The sequence below is a fragment of the Acidianus brierleyi genome (assembly GCF_003201835.2).
Lineage (GTDB): Archaea > Thermoproteota > Thermoprotei_A > Sulfolobales > Sulfolobaceae > Aramenus > Aramenus brierleyi.
The window spans coordinates 1,528,093-1,542,159 of sequence record NZ_CP029289.2; the positions used below are offsets into that span (position 1 = coordinate 1,528,093).

Genomic DNA, 14,067 nt, shown 5'->3' on the forward strand with positions numbered 1-14,067 from the left:
AGAACTATTTTGGCTTTATTCAGTATTAGAACTTATATGGAACCTAAAGTTCTAGTTACTACTGCGTCTAATAAAGGCAATAAATGTGTCGTAGAAATATTAAATAGAATATTTATAAAAGATTCTAATGCAATAGCAAAAGAAATTACACAAAATGTGATAATAGTAGAAACGTCGTTATCTCCTATAGAAACGTATGGACTAATTATTTCTGCTCCTCCAGCATGTGCAAAAAAGATATTTCCAATAAATATGATATTACCTTTAGATACCAAACTTATTATTTGCAAAGTATCAGAATGTCTCACAAAACTCCATATATCGAAATTTTTTGTTAATTGTTATGTAAGATCAGGGAATTTCGATTGTAAAATGTTAGAAATAGGAATAGCATTAAAATTAAAAGGACTTCTTAGTGTTGACTATAAAACTCCTGACAAGGTAGTAAATCTAAATATAATTAAAGATACAGTTTATGTTTCTATATTAAATAAGGATCAAGAAAAAGTTTCGGTTAAGTCCCTCGGTTAGAATATATAGTAATACTTCGTTATATAACGTATAGGTGAAAGTTATGGCGACCCCTGAAGATATAATTAATTCAGAATTAGAATCACCTTCAGTATTTAGGAATAAAGGAATTCTTTTTCCAGATTACATACCTAAAAGACTCTTACATAGAGAAGATAAAATACGAGAGTTAACTATAGCGTTTAAAGACATAATAAATGATCCAGGAAATTCTTCGATAAGAGTTGTCATTTGGGGAAGAACAGGTACTGGCAAGACAGCAACAACTAAATCTTTTGGACAAGGATTTAAAGGAATAACGAATAATAGAGGCATAAAAACCGAGTATATACATATTAATTGTCATAGACAAAGAACTCTTTACCTTTTAACGCTAGAAATTGCAAATATCTTAAAACTTCCTATACCAGTACGAGGATTATCCTCACAAGAAGTATTCAAGGTTATTCATGACTATTTAGATAAGAGAAATATGTATATAATAGTAACTCTAGACGAATTTGACTATCTAGTAAATACGTCTCCCCAAGAAGACGTCTATTTTCTTGTAAGACTTTATGATGAGATCTCTGCTGCCGTTAAAAGAATAAGCTATATTTTCGTAGTTAGAGATCTTTCCACTATTAATTCTCTAGACAAAAGTATTAAGGACCATATTCTAAGAAATATTATAGAATTCAAGCCTTATTCATCAACAGAATTATATGATATATTGCAAGATAGAGTTAGAGAAGCATTTAATGAAAATGCTGTCTTAGATGATGCAGTAAAGTTTGTGGCAGATATGAATGGATTTGACAAAGGAGGAAGTGGGAATGCCAGATTATCTATAGAGACATTGCAACTAGCAGGTGAAATAGCTGATAGAGAAAAATCCTTACTTGTAACATTAGATCATGTAAAACTAGCAAATTCTAAATTAAATCAAGAGGCTAGCGTAATATTTGATGAGATAGGCGATTTGGAATTACACTCTTTATTACTTATAAAATCGGTTAGTAATTTGAGCAAGCGATTTAGAGATGAAGCTTTTTCTATGGGAAAAGTTGAAGAAGAATATCAACAGATTTGTAAAGACATTGGAGAAGAGCCTAGAAGGCATACGCAAGTATACGAGTATGTTAGAAGGCTTAAGTTAATGGGCATATTCAATACTCAGCAAAGTGGACGTGGAACTAGAGGAAGAACTACATTGATTTCTTTGTCAGTTCCACTGTCTCAAGAATTTGACGATTATATAACTAAGCAAATAAGGGGGAAGCTAAATACAAAATACACTTAAACTTCAGAGAATTAAGATTTTGCTTACATTAATGCAATATGGTGATTTGAGCCTTACTAGGCTTTCTAGGCTCTCAAAAGTTAGATTTTCTGTTTTAAAAAGAGAGATTTTAATTCTAAAAAACAAGGGATATATAGAAATTATAGATAGTGGTAGAGTTAAAATAGCTAGGTTAAACTATTCTAACCAAAAAGTTATAATTCTTAAAAATCTGCTTGAAGAACTTGAGGATATATGACAGCAAAAATGGTTGATATATCTCCTAAAGATATAGTATTGCGAGAAGCAATAGCAGAAGGATTCATAAAATTAAAGAAAGAAACAATAGAAAGAATAAAAAAGGGAGAAATTGAAAAAGGTGATGTCATTACTGTAGCTAAAGTAGCAGGCATTATGGCAGCTAAAAAGAATTATGAATTGCTTCCAATGTGTCATCCTATACCTTTAGAATATTCTGGATTAGAAATATTTTTAGAAGAAGAAGGAGTGAGAGTAAGATCTACAATCAAGGCTCATTATAGAACAGGAGTAGAAATGGAAGCATTAACTTCGGTTGCAGTGGCTTTACTTACAATATGGGATATGGTAAAACAATACGAAAAAGACGAAAATGGGCAATACCCTACTACGATAATAAAGAATATTAAGGTTGTAAACAAAATTAAGTCTTCTTCTTAGAACTGCTGTATCTTCTATATGTCTTCTTTTGAGAATATTTTTGTGTATACTTAGTTTGTGTTTCTTCACTACTAGTTTCTCCACTTATTGTAGATAAATATTCTTGTTCTTTAGGAGTTAATTCAAGATTTTTCGAAACTTCCTTTATTTTTGAGTATTGTATGAAATATGGAAACACATCGTTTAGAATCTTATCGCTAGATGTGTGTATTTTTTTACCTATTTTTTCAAGTATTGAATTCTTGAGATCCCTATTTTCTTTAGACTTATATAACATCTGTATAACTTGAGGGAATTGATATTTTTTCCATTTAGGCTTCCATCCTTGTTTGAATTTTTCCGTTTCGGCCATAGCTACGCCTGGTCCCATTAAATCAAAAGTGTAACTAAGTAAATCCCAACCAGACGTTTTAGCCCTATTTAAGAATATTGATGCTCTAGATAACGCGTCATAAGCCCTCCAAATATCTTCCAAATTATCATATTGTATTGGTATATTTTCAGAGAACCATTTTATAAGTAAATCATAATCAACTTGTGAATTTGAAACGGCGTTCTTAGCTTGCCACACATATTTAGCCCAAAACACGTTTCTTACAGTCTCAAATGAGTCTAGTTCTCTTTCTTTTCTTTTTGCTATCTCGCTAACAGTAGTTTCTGTAACCTTTTTATATCCTTCAGCCACTGATTGTAGTAAATTTATGGCATATCTAGCATCTCCTTCACTAATGTCTATTATGTCGCCTAATGCCTCATCTTCGCATTGTATTTTTTCCGAGTTACAGATCTTAGACAGAATTCTTTTTAATGCATATTTTCCTAGTTTTTTAACTTCTATCATTTTAGTAGCGTTTCTAAGATCTCTAAGGCTTGGATCCCATGGATTATTAGCCGCCATAATTATTGGATACTTAGATTTTTGTATTAGTTCTAATATGGCAGGAATTGCGCCAGAATCTTGCTTAACATTTATTCCATCAACTTCATCTAGAAAAATTAGTTTTCCTCGTATGCCAAAAAGACTGCCACTTAAAGCCGCTTTTTCTGCAATATTTTTTATTGCAGTTATATTTCTATTATCACTAGCATTCATTTCCATTAATTCTAATTTATAGTCATTTGCTACCGCTATAGCTATAGTAGTCTTCCCAGAGCCAGGAGGACCATAAAGCAGTATAGCTCTATTTTCTGCCTTACCTTTGAGCCATGATTCTATCCATTCTTTTACCGAATTTTTAACGTCGTCTTGATTTTCTACATCGTTTAAACTCTTTGGTCTATATTTTATTATCCATGGTAAATTACTCATTATTACTACCTAGATATTTATTACCATAAATAGCTATTTTTGCTAAAAGTCCAGAAAGTTGAATTTCGTCATCTGCACCTTCTATTATTCTAAACTCTATTTCGCCTATATAATCCATTAATAATACTCTTAATTCTTCTGGTATCTGAAGTTCATTAGAAGTTAATTCCCTATGCAGCTGCTTTACTATATCTTCACCTGATAGTCCATAAGTTACTAATAACGATCTAAGTTTTTCTCTAGCATCCATGAATTTACCTTTTAGAGCAAAATTTAACATATCTCTCACTTCTTTAGGCTGTGCAAATCCTAATACCTTGTAAACTGATTCTACAGTAACTTTACCATAAGCCGACGCAGCTTGCAAAATATTTATTGATTTTCTCATATCTCCCATAGTCACATCGTATATAGTTTCTAAGGCTTTAGTATCAAAGTCCACTTTCTCCTGTTTTGATATATATTCTAACCTGCCTACTATGTCATCCTTCTTTAATGGATAGAATCTAAACAGTGCAGTTCTAGATTGTATAGGATCTATTATCTTACTAAGATAATTGCAGGCCAGGATAAATCTGGTAGTTTCTGTATAAAGTTCCATAGTTCTTCTAAGAGCTTGTTGAGCATCAGCAGTCATATTATCTGCTTCATCAAGAAGAATTACTTTAAATGGTACATTTCCTGGAACCATTGTCCTAGCAAATTCTTTCACCTTATTTCTTATTATGTCGATGCCTCTTTCATCGCTGGCGTTAAGTTCTAAGAAATATTGTAGATAGTTATCTCCATATAAATCATGTACCAGGGCAAGTGCTGCAGTAGTTTTACCAGTACCTGGTGGACCAGCAAAAAGTAAATGTGGCATATTTTTCTCCTGAGCGAATCTTTTTAATCTGCTTACTATGTCCTCTTGGTCTACTATATCATTAAGAGTTTTAGGTCTATATTTTTCTGCCCAGAGTACCTCTTCGACTATTTCTGACATATAAAAAGAATGTGATTTATAGGAATAAAAAATACAACTCTTCTTATTTTCTCTTATATTTTCCCATTAAATTGCCAGCAGATATTATATGATTCTCCATTAGAGATTTAAGATTGTCTGCAGTAATATTTTTCCTTAAAGGTAATTCCGAATCTAACGCATAGACATTAAAATAATATCTATGAGGACCATGAGATTTAGGAGGGCAAGGTCCATTATATCCTATTTTACCAAAATCATTAACACCTTGAATACCAATTTCACTCTCCATTTCCTTTTTCACATTTTCCGGCAATGAATTTCTTTTTATATTATATATAACCCAGTGAATAAATGTTCCCCCTGGTGCATCTGGATCTTCAACTATAATAGCGTAAGTTTTAGCGTTATCTATTTTTTCCCACTCCAATGGGGGAGATATATCTATTCCATCACAAGTATATTTTATTGGAATTTCTTCTCCGTTTGTGAAGGCAGATCTTATTTCCATGTAAGGATTTTATAATTAAAAATAATTAAGCTTTCTTATTTGGATAGATCTCTTTCTCTATATGGCCTTGTGCATTTATTTTAGTTACTATAGCTCCTGTTCCAGTGAATGAATCTCTTTTTATTGCTGATAATATTGCTCTACCAGCAAGATCCATAGCTTCGTCTTCAGATAAGTTTTCATTGTAGTCATCTTCTAAGACTCCCATTGCTACTGGAGATCCAGATCCGGTAGCTACATACTTTTCTTCTGTCATATCTCCGAAATAATCCAGGTTATATAATCTTGGTGCATCATCATACCCTCCTATCAATATCTGGACAACATAAGGTAGATATTTGGTTTGAGATAACACATTAGCCAGATAAGTAGACAAGGACTTAATACTTGTTGGTCTATTACCTGAGATATAATTAAAATGATATAAATTTTTTAGATAGTTATATATGAACTGTAAATCAGCTACGCTACCTGCAGTAGTTACTCCTATTTTATCTGTAATGTATAATATTTTTCTAACCATTTTATTAGCAACAAATGATCCAGCACTGGCTCTTCTATCTGCAGCTAGAACTACAGCAGTTTTTGTTACTAGACCGACGGTAGTAGTTCCTTTTAGTATTTTAATTTTGCTTTCACTTTCCATACTTACCACTATATATTCTCCATATTTAGTATTTGAAACTTGCTTAACGTAAGATCTTTACTGGATTAAGTTTTTTTCCTACCCAGTTAAATAAACTTCTAATGAAGATACTTGTTAATGGTTTACTTACATTTGATTCTGGTAAAACTACATTTGCTTCATATATATTAAGCGAATTAAAAAATACTGGATTGAATTTTTTTCCTCTTAAACCTATAGCTGGTCATAATGGATGGTATAGCTATGAGACGTTATTGAAAAGTAAATCTATTAATGCTCTTGCAGGTAACGATGCGTTGAAGTATTATAATATAACTGGAATTGATGTTAGACTTATAAATCCATTTGCTGTACTATTATTTCCAGTAGATCTTGAGAAATTAGACTATAAAATATCATTTTATGAACAACTGATGGAAAATGGATATCCAGTTATGATAAGATATACTGATGTTAACGGCAATGATTATTATTACGCTGTAGACCCCGGACTAGTTATAGACTCCTTAAGTGATATTTTGGAAGATCTATATAATACGTTTAAACCAATTATTGTTTCGAATAGGTGTATTAGGAACAAAGTTAATGAATCAAGCTATATTGTGGATAATAATGTGAAAGAATTTTTAAAAAAAGATAATATTATAATAGAATCATATAATGATGCTTTAGCTCCTACGTATTCATCATTAGGCGTTGATGTAATGTTTGCGGTAGCCCCAGGTAAGGTATTTATGATAGATGGCGATAGATTAAGGAAGATACTTAGCTTATTTACATTACCACCTTGGATAATTAGGACAAAAGAGATATTCGAATATACTAAACCAGATAAGACTTTTGTTATCAATATCAAAAATTCAAAAAATGATATAATAGTAAACGAGCTTTTGCGTTATGTAGATTTATAGTTTTCTCCTATATGTCTTAGTATAGATATCATTATTCCTAGACCTTTTTGTACTTCAGGATCTCTTAAAGATGATAATAGTCCACCTAGGCCTACTGGTTTTACTTTTTCGACTTTTATTGCTTCTCCTACTTTATTAATTAGATCTGTATAATATTTGAAATTTTCCAAGTTCATAGCACTTAAGCCTTTCATTATATTATCCCAATTTGTTAATAGGTTCATAGTAAAATCATTAACAAGTCCAGATATTATTTTACCTAAAGTTTCTTCATCTTTTAACAATCCTTTTATAGGATCTATAATTCCGGTATTTTGTAGATCTTTTAGCACTTCCAGTATACTTTTTATTGAGGAAATTGTTTCAGTAGAAGTTACGGTATCTATGAGATCTACTATATTATTCCACCTTCCTATAAGTTCTAAAGTTTTGTCGTTAACTATAGCTCCCATTATCTTACTCATATATTCTTCATCATTAAGAATACCAAGAACTGGGTCTATAATGCCAGTTTTTCTCAATTGAGTTAACATATTGAGAGCAAATTGTAGATTTTCTTTTGTATTCTCGTCTGTTAGTATATCCATAAATGACATTAAATTATTCCAATTTCCTATCAATTCCATAGTTTTGTCGTTAACTATAGCTCCCATTATCTTACCTAGATATTCATCATCTTCCAATAGACCGTTTACTACATCTATTATTCCTAATTTATCTAATTTTTCTAATAAACTAAGTAAATGATTTACTGTTATCAGTTTATCTCCAGATAAAATATTGTCTAAAACATTTACTTCAATTTCGGAAGCCATTTTCGTCACCAGCTAGCTAGGAATTTTTCTAATGCCATATCTCCTTTTGTCCACATAAAGTATTTTGTAAACAATTCTTTTTTAAGATGGTTAACAGCTGCAGGTTCAGCGACAGTTATGGATCCACCATACCATGTATCGTCTTTCACACTAACTGCAAAACCTTCATATGGATTATCGGCTACGCATACTATTGTAGGATAATATGAATCTATTTTTGTATGAACTCCTAATCTATTAGCTAAGTGTTGCGCTGCTATTCTTCCAGTCATTACGGCCAAATATCCTAGTTTAGGTACTGTCATTGAATTTGAGTCTCCTACTGCATATACGTTATCGTATTTTAATGATACCATATTTAGATCTGTTGGTATGAATCCTCCATCATCAACTAGATCTGGAGTAGAATTCTTTAGTGCAGGATTTCCAGTGTATGGCGGTAAAACTATAGTAAGATCAGAATCCAGTTTATTACCTTTCTCATCAACTATTTCATGTTCTCTTATTTCTTTAATTCTGAAATTGTGAACTAATTTCACTCCAAGTTGTTGATATATACTAGCTACAGCTTTTCTAGACTGTGGGGAAAGATCAGATAAATACTCTCCGGGAGAGAATACTGTGACTTTTACTTTATCAAGTAAACCTTTCTTCTTAAAATATCCATGAAGCATTAAAGACATTTCAAATACTGGCCCTTCGCATGCGGAATCTGCATTAGGTACGAAGTTTTCTGGAACTTTTGGTTTAGGATTATGGCCTTGATAAAAAGGACCAGATCCTATAGTTATATTTCCTCCTTTGAACTCATTTAGTTTTTCTCTCAGTTTAGACGCAAATTCTGGTTCACATACACTATATCCATACTCGTTCCATCCCTTCATAAGCTCTGTAGCTAGATGTGCTCCTATACCTACAATTACGTAATCGTAATCCTCCTCTTCTGTAGATCCATCAGATTTGGTATATATTACCTTGCTATTTTTGGCATCTATTTTTTGTACTTTGCCCTCTTGAAACTTTATTCCTTTATTTGGTAACGCTTCTGAAAGATCTATTTTTAATTCATCTACGTCTCTTACTCCAATAGCAACATGTGGAAGGGCTGGTCTAAAGTATGAGAATCTACTTTGATTAATTACTTTAATATCTGCACTACTACCTACTAATCTTTTTAATGTGTAAGCTGCTGTTAAAGCACCAAATCTACCTCCTAAAACTAGTACTTTGGGCATATTAGGTCTGATTATATTTGATCATATACTTAAAAAATCTTTTTTTGAAATAGTTTATATTTATCTTACAATATATTGACTATTTTAATTTAAAATTCTTTTTACTAAAATCTTATTCAAAAACTTTATAGCTTTTAAAGTAAATGTATATTTATGCAAAATCTGGAAAAGTTTGTTCAAGTTAACGGAGCAAAAATTCATTATATTGAAGCAGGAAATGGAAAGGCTGTTGTATTGCATCATGGTGCAAGGTTTAATGCTCATACATGGGAAGAAACAGGAACAATATCTGCTATAGCTGAGGTAGGCTATAGAGCAATTTCAATTGATTTTCCTGGTTTTGGAAAGTCTGAAAGTGGCAATTTTGGAAATTTATCAGATTTTATTTCCAGCTTTATTGAGACAATGAAGTTAGATAAACCAATATTATTAGGTGCATCTATGGGAGGAGAAGCAGTATTAGAATATGCCGTAGATAATCCAAAGAAGTTGGGTGGTTTAATTTTAGTAGGAGCAGTAGGAGTATCATCGTATGAAAATAAACTCAAAGATTTAGATGGACTTCCAATACTCCTTATTTGGGGAAAACATGATAACGTTTCACCAAAACATAACTATGAATTAATACTCAAATACGTTAAGAGTGCTAAGTTTGTGAATATAGGAAATCAACATGCATGCTATCTTGATGATCCTAATGGATTTAATGAGCAAATAAAGACATTTCTGAAGGGCTTATGATGGAGGATACACTTCGAACAAAACTTTATGAAGTTTTAAAAGATAAAAGGTACTTAGAGGTATTGGAGCATCTTAAGAAGGCTAATATAGATTATGGAAAATCTATAATGCTTAACACTAAGATACCCATTGATCAAGTAGTAGATATTCTAGATAAACTAGAACAGTTGGGGTTAATAGAAAGAGTTCATGGTGCTACTTTAAAGAATACAGAAGCTAAATTTAAGTTGAGTTCGGAGGTACATAAACATCATACTTATTATACTCTAACTAGAGACGGAGATCATTTGTTAAGAAATTTAGATGAAAAAATATTAATAAAAACGTATATTGATATGGTAAAAAACGATGATCTTGCTAAGACAATTCTAAATTTAGCAGATGAATTAAACGCAGATCATGCTTTAACATATTCAAAGTTAACTCATAAAACACTTGAAGAAGTTACTCCAAAATTAGAGGAATTAGAAAGGATGGGCTTACTTGAGGAAGCTAAAGCAAAAATAATAAAGTTTGGTGAAAGAAAATCAAAACCTAAAAAAGAAACAAGGACTCATCATAAATATTACGGTCTCTCTAGAACTGGAGAATTAGTAGTTAGAGAAATGAAGAGAAGAGGATTATTACCTAGATAATGTTTATATTTTCTTTTTGAAATTTTCATAAATTTCTTCTATAGTTTCAGTTAAACCAGTACCTTTCTTCTCATATTCTGAAATTATATCTTCGTTTTCTCTAATAGTATTTAATAATACCTCATCAATTTTCTTTTTTAAATATAGCTCAATAATCTTATGTCTTCTTTGATATATTCTCTTAATGAATAGATCATGTTCCTTTACAAATTTTTCATGTTGTGTAATACCTTGTATTAATTCACTAATACCATATTTTTTTAACGCACTAATTTTAATTATAGATGGTTTCCAACCATCTCTCCAATTCGTTTCTCCACTTTCTATAGCAAATTTTATAGAATTATACAATGACTCAGCTTCTATTTTATCAGATTTATTAATAACGTAAAAATCTCCAATTTCCATTATTCCTGCCTTTAATGCTTGTATTTCATCTCCACTGCCTGGTATCACTAGAACCAAAATACTGTGCACTGCAGAAACTATATCAGTGTCTGTTTGACCAGAACCTACGGTTTCCACGATTATCTTATCAAATCCTAGACCGTCCATAGCCTCCATTAGCATTATAGCTTCGGCCGATACTCCACCTAAAAATCCCCTAGATGCTATACTTCTTATAAAAACGTTTTTAAGCATGGTTTTATCTTGCATTCTGATTCTGTTTCCCATAAAAGAGCCTTTAGAAAACGGACTACTTGGATCTATCATAATAACTCCTATTTTTAAATCGTTTTTTGCGTATTCTTCTATTAAATCAGATATTAACGTACTTTTGCCAGCGCCTGGTGAACCAGTTATACCTATAGTATACGCATTACCTGCTCTTAAACTAAGTTCTTTTAGATATTCCATGCCATCTTTTGTTGAGTATTCTATATTAGTAAATATTTTAGATATAGATAATTCGTCTCCTTCAAGAGCTTTCTTAAGTAATTCATGGTTCAATTTTAATACCTCTTTTCTTTTCAGCAACTTGTCTTACTTTTTCAGCAACTTCTTTTAAGCTGGATCCAGGTAAAAATACGTCGTCTACTCCTATACTTTTAAGTTTTGGGATATCCTCTGGAGGAATAACTCCTCCTACTACTAATCCAACATCGTTTAAATTATTTTTTCTCATAATCTCAACTACTTTAGGTATTAATTCCAAGTGTGCGCCGCTAAGAATACTTATTCCTACTACATCAGCATCCTCCTGAATTGCTGTTTTTACTATCTGTTCAGGAGTCTGTCTTAATCCAGTGTATACTACTTCCATTCCAGCGTCTTTTAAAGCTCTAGCTATTACTTTAGCTCCTCTATCGTGTCCATCCAATCCCAACTTTGCTACTATGACCTTTATTCTTTTTTCCATATGTTATCTTTATTTCATATCTGTTTAAAATGTTTAAACTTTTCTTTGGAATTATCTCTTATAATATATATTTTTCAATATACAGGATAGATTTGGGCAAATGCTTATAATATCTTCAAGAAGACATTCTTTTATGTTTGAATTATGGTATATTCATATATCTCTAGCAATAATATCTGTAATATTCTCCTCATTGATTTTTATTGAGTTTAAATCTCTAAGATCAGAATTTAAGGGAAAACTTTCAGCTATTTTACTTATAATTTCTGTATTACTTTTATTGCAAAGCATTACTGATACTATAGCATTTAGTATGTGGAGCTCTTCTAAGAATCCTGTTTATGTATATCCATCATTACTTATAGCAATAATAACCACAACGATTATCATCTTATTTTATTATTATGTTACTAAAGCTTAATTTCTCTATATTTTTTAATGACATCATATACGAATATGGATGCGGAAATTGAAATTATTATATCAGAAAAAACTTGTGATGCAATTATATGTGATCTTAAAAATACAACTAAGATTATTAGTGATGTTAAAAAAAATGATGCTAAAAATGCTGATATAGGAATAAGAAAATTTGCGAATTTAACATAATCAGATAAAATCACTTTTGAAACAACGTATCCTTTTTCTGTTTCTTTGATTAGACCATCTTCTTCTAATTTCTTTAAATGATATTGTACAAGAGAGGGAGAGCTTAAATTGAGATCTCGTTGAATTTTTCTAATTGAAACTGCATTTTTCTGTCTAAGTATATAATAATAAATTTTCCTTCTCGTTCCGTATAAGCTCTCCACACTCATTAATTGTCACTTTATATTCATAAAACTTACTTAAAGCATATACGGAATAAATATAAAAACACAAATGAAAAACGTATTATGTGAAAACAATCCTAATGATAATAGCTGGAGTATTATTGGCAATTACTTTAGCTTATATTTCAATATACATGTCTGCAGGTAACTACACTAGAATTCAAAATTCTCCAAATGTAAGTATGCCAAATATAGAATTTAGTACGGAAAATTCTCCAGCAGTATATAGGCTTAACATTAGTGATAATAATTTCAGTGCCGAATATACTGTCCTATTAACTACTGATTCAATTATAAATTCATATTGTATAAACAACGATACACAAATTCCTCAGTACGGTCCCGCTTTTGTAGTAAATACAAAGATATATATATATCCTTTACTCTATGTATATCCACAACAGATAGTAATAAATAATTCTAATCGAAATATTGAATTTAATATAATGTCAGATAGTTTGAAAGAAATTTTTATAGGTTATAATTCATCGTTGTATGAAATATCATTTATTCATGAATATCTATCTGGTAATAACACATTAATACAAGTTGGGTTACATCTGAAAGATATTTCTAGACAGTCGGAAATTGTTATTCCCATATGGACAGAATATAATATGAAATATTACTATACATATATTATTATAATATACTAATTTTCAGTCGGGGATATTCATTTCATTATTGTCAAACTACATCGAGCTCATCATAAATTAAACTCTTTCATAGTGTCATATATTGACGCTTCAGCTGATATATTTTCTTGTAATGGACTTCTTGATTTACCTACGTAAAGTCCTCTGTATCTAAGTGCTATTTTTATTCCAGTGGGATAATCAGATAATGATACTGCATTGTTTAGTTTTATGGCCACTAACTGATATTTATATGCCTCCTTAAAGTCTCCTTCCTTATATTTAGTATAAATAGATGAAATAATTTCTGGTGCAAAATTTGCTATACCTGATACAGCACCATCTGCTCCATACATTAATGCTGGTAAAACTAATGTATCACTTCCTATTAGCATATTGAAATCTTTGTTCATTTCCTTCAGTACCATAGTGTACTTTATAAAAGAATCCATATCAGAAGTAGTATATTTCATACCGTCTATTATTCCATCATCTACTAATTTCGTTAGTATATCTAAACTTATGTTATATCCTACGTAAGACGGAATGTTGTAAATATAAACCGGTAATCCGGGCTTAGATAAATTTTCATAAAACTGTATAATTCCTTTATCATTTGGCTTGTGATATAATGGAGGTATTGAAAATACTCCATCTACTCCAAAATCCACAAAATTCTTTAATAATATATCAGAATTCTTTAATGAGTTTTCATTTATTCCAGCTAATATTTTACTATTTACTGATTCTCTAGCAGTCTTTACTACTGAAATTTTCTCATCCAAACTTAACATATTAAATTCCCCTGAAGTACCTAAGACCCAAAAAGAAGAAACTCCTCTATTTTTATCAAATTCCATCACGCTCTTTAACATACTTAAATTTAGGTTTTCTTTTTCGTCAAAAGGTGTTATTAGTGCAGTTAATATACCTTCCATATAATTTAAGCCCAAAATCTACATTTTAAGCTTAAGCAATCTA

Annotated in this window: 19 protein-coding genes; 9 read left to right on the plus strand and 10 right to left on the minus strand. The window is 30.9% G+C overall.

The annotated features are described in order from the left end of the window. Positions 1 to 36 precede the first annotated feature (36 nt). The 4 genes from DFR85_RS24190 to moaC are packed head-to-tail and all read left to right on the plus strand — an operon-like array spanning position 37 to position 2,491. Entirely contained in the window at positions 37 to 531 is a 495-nt protein-coding gene (locus tag DFR85_RS24190) for a THUMP domain-containing protein (protein WP_110271838.1), read from the plus strand. Positions 532 to 574: 43 nt separating this feature from the next. Next, positions 575 to 1,813, plus strand: a complete 1,239-nt coding sequence (locus tag DFR85_RS24195) for an ORC1-type DNA replication protein (protein WP_110270476.1) — start codon at positions 575 to 577, stop codon at positions 1,811 to 1,813. A gap of 46 nt (positions 1,814 to 1,859) precedes the next feature. Continuing rightward, positions 1,860 to 2,051 (plus strand): hypothetical protein, encoded by a 192-nt coding sequence (locus DFR85_RS24200; RefSeq protein WP_246252852.1) that lies wholly within the window; start codon positions 1,860 to 1,862, stop codon positions 2,049 to 2,051. Next, positions 2,048 to 2,491: a cyclic pyranopterin monophosphate synthase MoaC gene (moaC, locus tag DFR85_RS24205; protein WP_110270478.1), complete on the plus strand. Its 444-nt coding sequence runs from the start codon at positions 2,048 to 2,050 to the stop codon at positions 2,489 to 2,491. The genes DFR85_RS24200 and moaC overlap by 4 nt, the downstream gene beginning before the upstream one ends. On the opposite strand, the gene DFR85_RS24210 is transcribed toward moaC, so the two are convergent. Genes DFR85_RS24210 through psmB form a run of 4 tightly spaced genes read right to left on the minus strand, consistent with a single transcriptional unit; the run spans position 2,475 to position 5,921 of the window. Continuing rightward, on the minus strand, positions 2,475 to 3,800 hold the full coding sequence (locus tag DFR85_RS24210; RefSeq protein WP_110270479.1) for a replication factor C large subunit: 1,326 nt from the start codon (positions 3,798 to 3,800) through the stop codon (positions 2,475 to 2,477). The two genes, moaC and DFR85_RS24210, sit on opposite strands and share 17 nt — an antisense overlap. Further along, a complete protein-coding gene (locus DFR85_RS24215) occupies positions 3,793 to 4,785 on the minus strand; it encodes a replication factor C small subunit (RefSeq protein ID WP_110270480.1) in 993 nt (330 codons plus the stop codon). The genes DFR85_RS24210 and DFR85_RS24215 overlap by 8 nt, the downstream gene beginning before the upstream one ends. Positions 4,786 to 4,828: 43 nt before the next feature. Then, positions 4,829 to 5,275, minus strand: coding sequence for a YbhB/YbcL family Raf kinase inhibitor-like protein (locus DFR85_RS24220; RefSeq protein WP_110270481.1), 447 nt, complete (start codon positions 5,273 to 5,275; stop codon positions 4,829 to 4,831). A gap of 25 nt (positions 5,276 to 5,300) precedes the next feature. Further along, complete coding sequence (psmB, locus tag DFR85_RS24225) at positions 5,301 to 5,921, minus strand: archaeal proteasome endopeptidase complex subunit beta (RefSeq protein WP_110270482.1); 621 nt, start codon at positions 5,919 to 5,921, stop codon at positions 5,301 to 5,303. Positions 5,922 to 6,022: 101 nt separating this feature from the next. Here psmB and DFR85_RS24230 point away from each other — a divergent pair, with 101 nt between their 5' ends. Next, on the plus strand, positions 6,023 to 6,832 hold the full coding sequence (locus DFR85_RS24230) for an ATPase (protein ID WP_110270483.1): 810 nt from the start codon (positions 6,023 to 6,025) through the stop codon (positions 6,830 to 6,832). Here DFR85_RS24230 and DFR85_RS24235 read toward each other — a convergent pair. Next, entirely contained in the window at positions 6,817 to 7,647 is an 831-nt protein-coding gene (locus DFR85_RS24235; RefSeq protein ID WP_162582733.1) for a helical membrane plugin domain-containing protein, read from the minus strand. The genes DFR85_RS24230 and DFR85_RS24235 overlap by 16 nt on opposite strands. A 5-nt stretch (positions 7,648 to 7,652) precedes the next feature. After that, positions 7,653 to 8,882 carry an NAD(P)/FAD-dependent oxidoreductase gene (locus tag DFR85_RS24240; protein WP_110270485.1) on the minus strand — a complete coding sequence of 410 codons (1,230 nt, stop codon included), beginning with the start codon at positions 8,880 to 8,882 and terminating at the stop codon, positions 7,653 to 7,655. A 153-nt stretch (positions 8,883 to 9,035) separates the two neighbouring features. Between DFR85_RS24240 and DFR85_RS24245 the strand changes: the two genes are divergently transcribed. Beyond that, entirely contained in the window at positions 9,036 to 9,623 is a 588-nt protein-coding gene (locus tag DFR85_RS24245) for an alpha/beta fold hydrolase (protein ID WP_110270486.1), read from the plus strand. Continuing rightward, positions 9,623 to 10,258: a DUF2250 domain-containing protein gene (locus tag DFR85_RS24250; protein ID WP_110270487.1), complete on the plus strand. Its 636-nt coding sequence runs from the start codon at positions 9,623 to 9,625 to the stop codon at positions 10,256 to 10,258. The genes DFR85_RS24245 and DFR85_RS24250 overlap by 1 nt, the downstream gene beginning before the upstream one ends. Positions 10,259 to 10,261: 3 nt before the next feature. On the opposite strand, the gene meaB is transcribed toward DFR85_RS24250, so the two are convergent. Next, positions 10,262 to 11,209 (minus strand): methylmalonyl Co-A mutase-associated GTPase MeaB, encoded by a 948-nt coding sequence (meaB, locus tag DFR85_RS24255; protein WP_168367149.1) that lies wholly within the window; start codon positions 11,207 to 11,209, stop codon positions 10,262 to 10,264. Beyond that, positions 11,199 to 11,618 carry a cobalamin B12-binding domain-containing protein gene (locus DFR85_RS24260; RefSeq protein ID WP_110270489.1) on the minus strand — a complete coding sequence of 140 codons (420 nt, stop codon included), beginning with the start codon at positions 11,616 to 11,618 and terminating at the stop codon, positions 11,199 to 11,201. The genes meaB and DFR85_RS24260 overlap by 11 nt, the downstream gene beginning before the upstream one ends. 133 nt (positions 11,619 to 11,751) lie before the next feature. On the opposite strand from DFR85_RS24260, the gene DFR85_RS24265 reads away from it, so the two are divergent. Then, positions 11,752 to 12,039 (plus strand): hypothetical protein, encoded by a 288-nt coding sequence (locus DFR85_RS24265; protein WP_168367150.1) that lies wholly within the window; start codon positions 11,752 to 11,754, stop codon positions 12,037 to 12,039. Here DFR85_RS24265 and DFR85_RS24270 read toward each other — a convergent pair. Next, positions 12,029 to 12,436, minus strand: a complete 408-nt coding sequence (locus tag DFR85_RS24270) for a winged helix-turn-helix domain-containing protein (protein ID WP_110270491.1) — start codon at positions 12,434 to 12,436, stop codon at positions 12,029 to 12,031. The genes DFR85_RS24265 and DFR85_RS24270 overlap by 11 nt on opposite strands. An 80-nt stretch (positions 12,437 to 12,516) precedes the next feature. Between DFR85_RS24270 and DFR85_RS24275 the strand changes: the two genes are divergently transcribed. After that, positions 12,517 to 13,107: a hypothetical protein gene (locus DFR85_RS24275; protein ID WP_162582735.1), complete on the plus strand. Its 591-nt coding sequence runs from the start codon at positions 12,517 to 12,519 to the stop codon at positions 13,105 to 13,107. A 50-nt stretch (positions 13,108 to 13,157) separates the two neighbouring features. Here the strand turns inward: DFR85_RS24275 and DFR85_RS24280 are convergent, their stop codons facing one another. Next, positions 13,158 to 14,024 carry a dihydrodipicolinate synthase family protein gene (locus DFR85_RS24280; protein ID WP_110270493.1) on the minus strand — a complete coding sequence of 289 codons (867 nt, stop codon included), beginning with the start codon at positions 14,022 to 14,024 and terminating at the stop codon, positions 13,158 to 13,160. Positions 14,025 to 14,067: the final 43 nt, after the last annotated feature.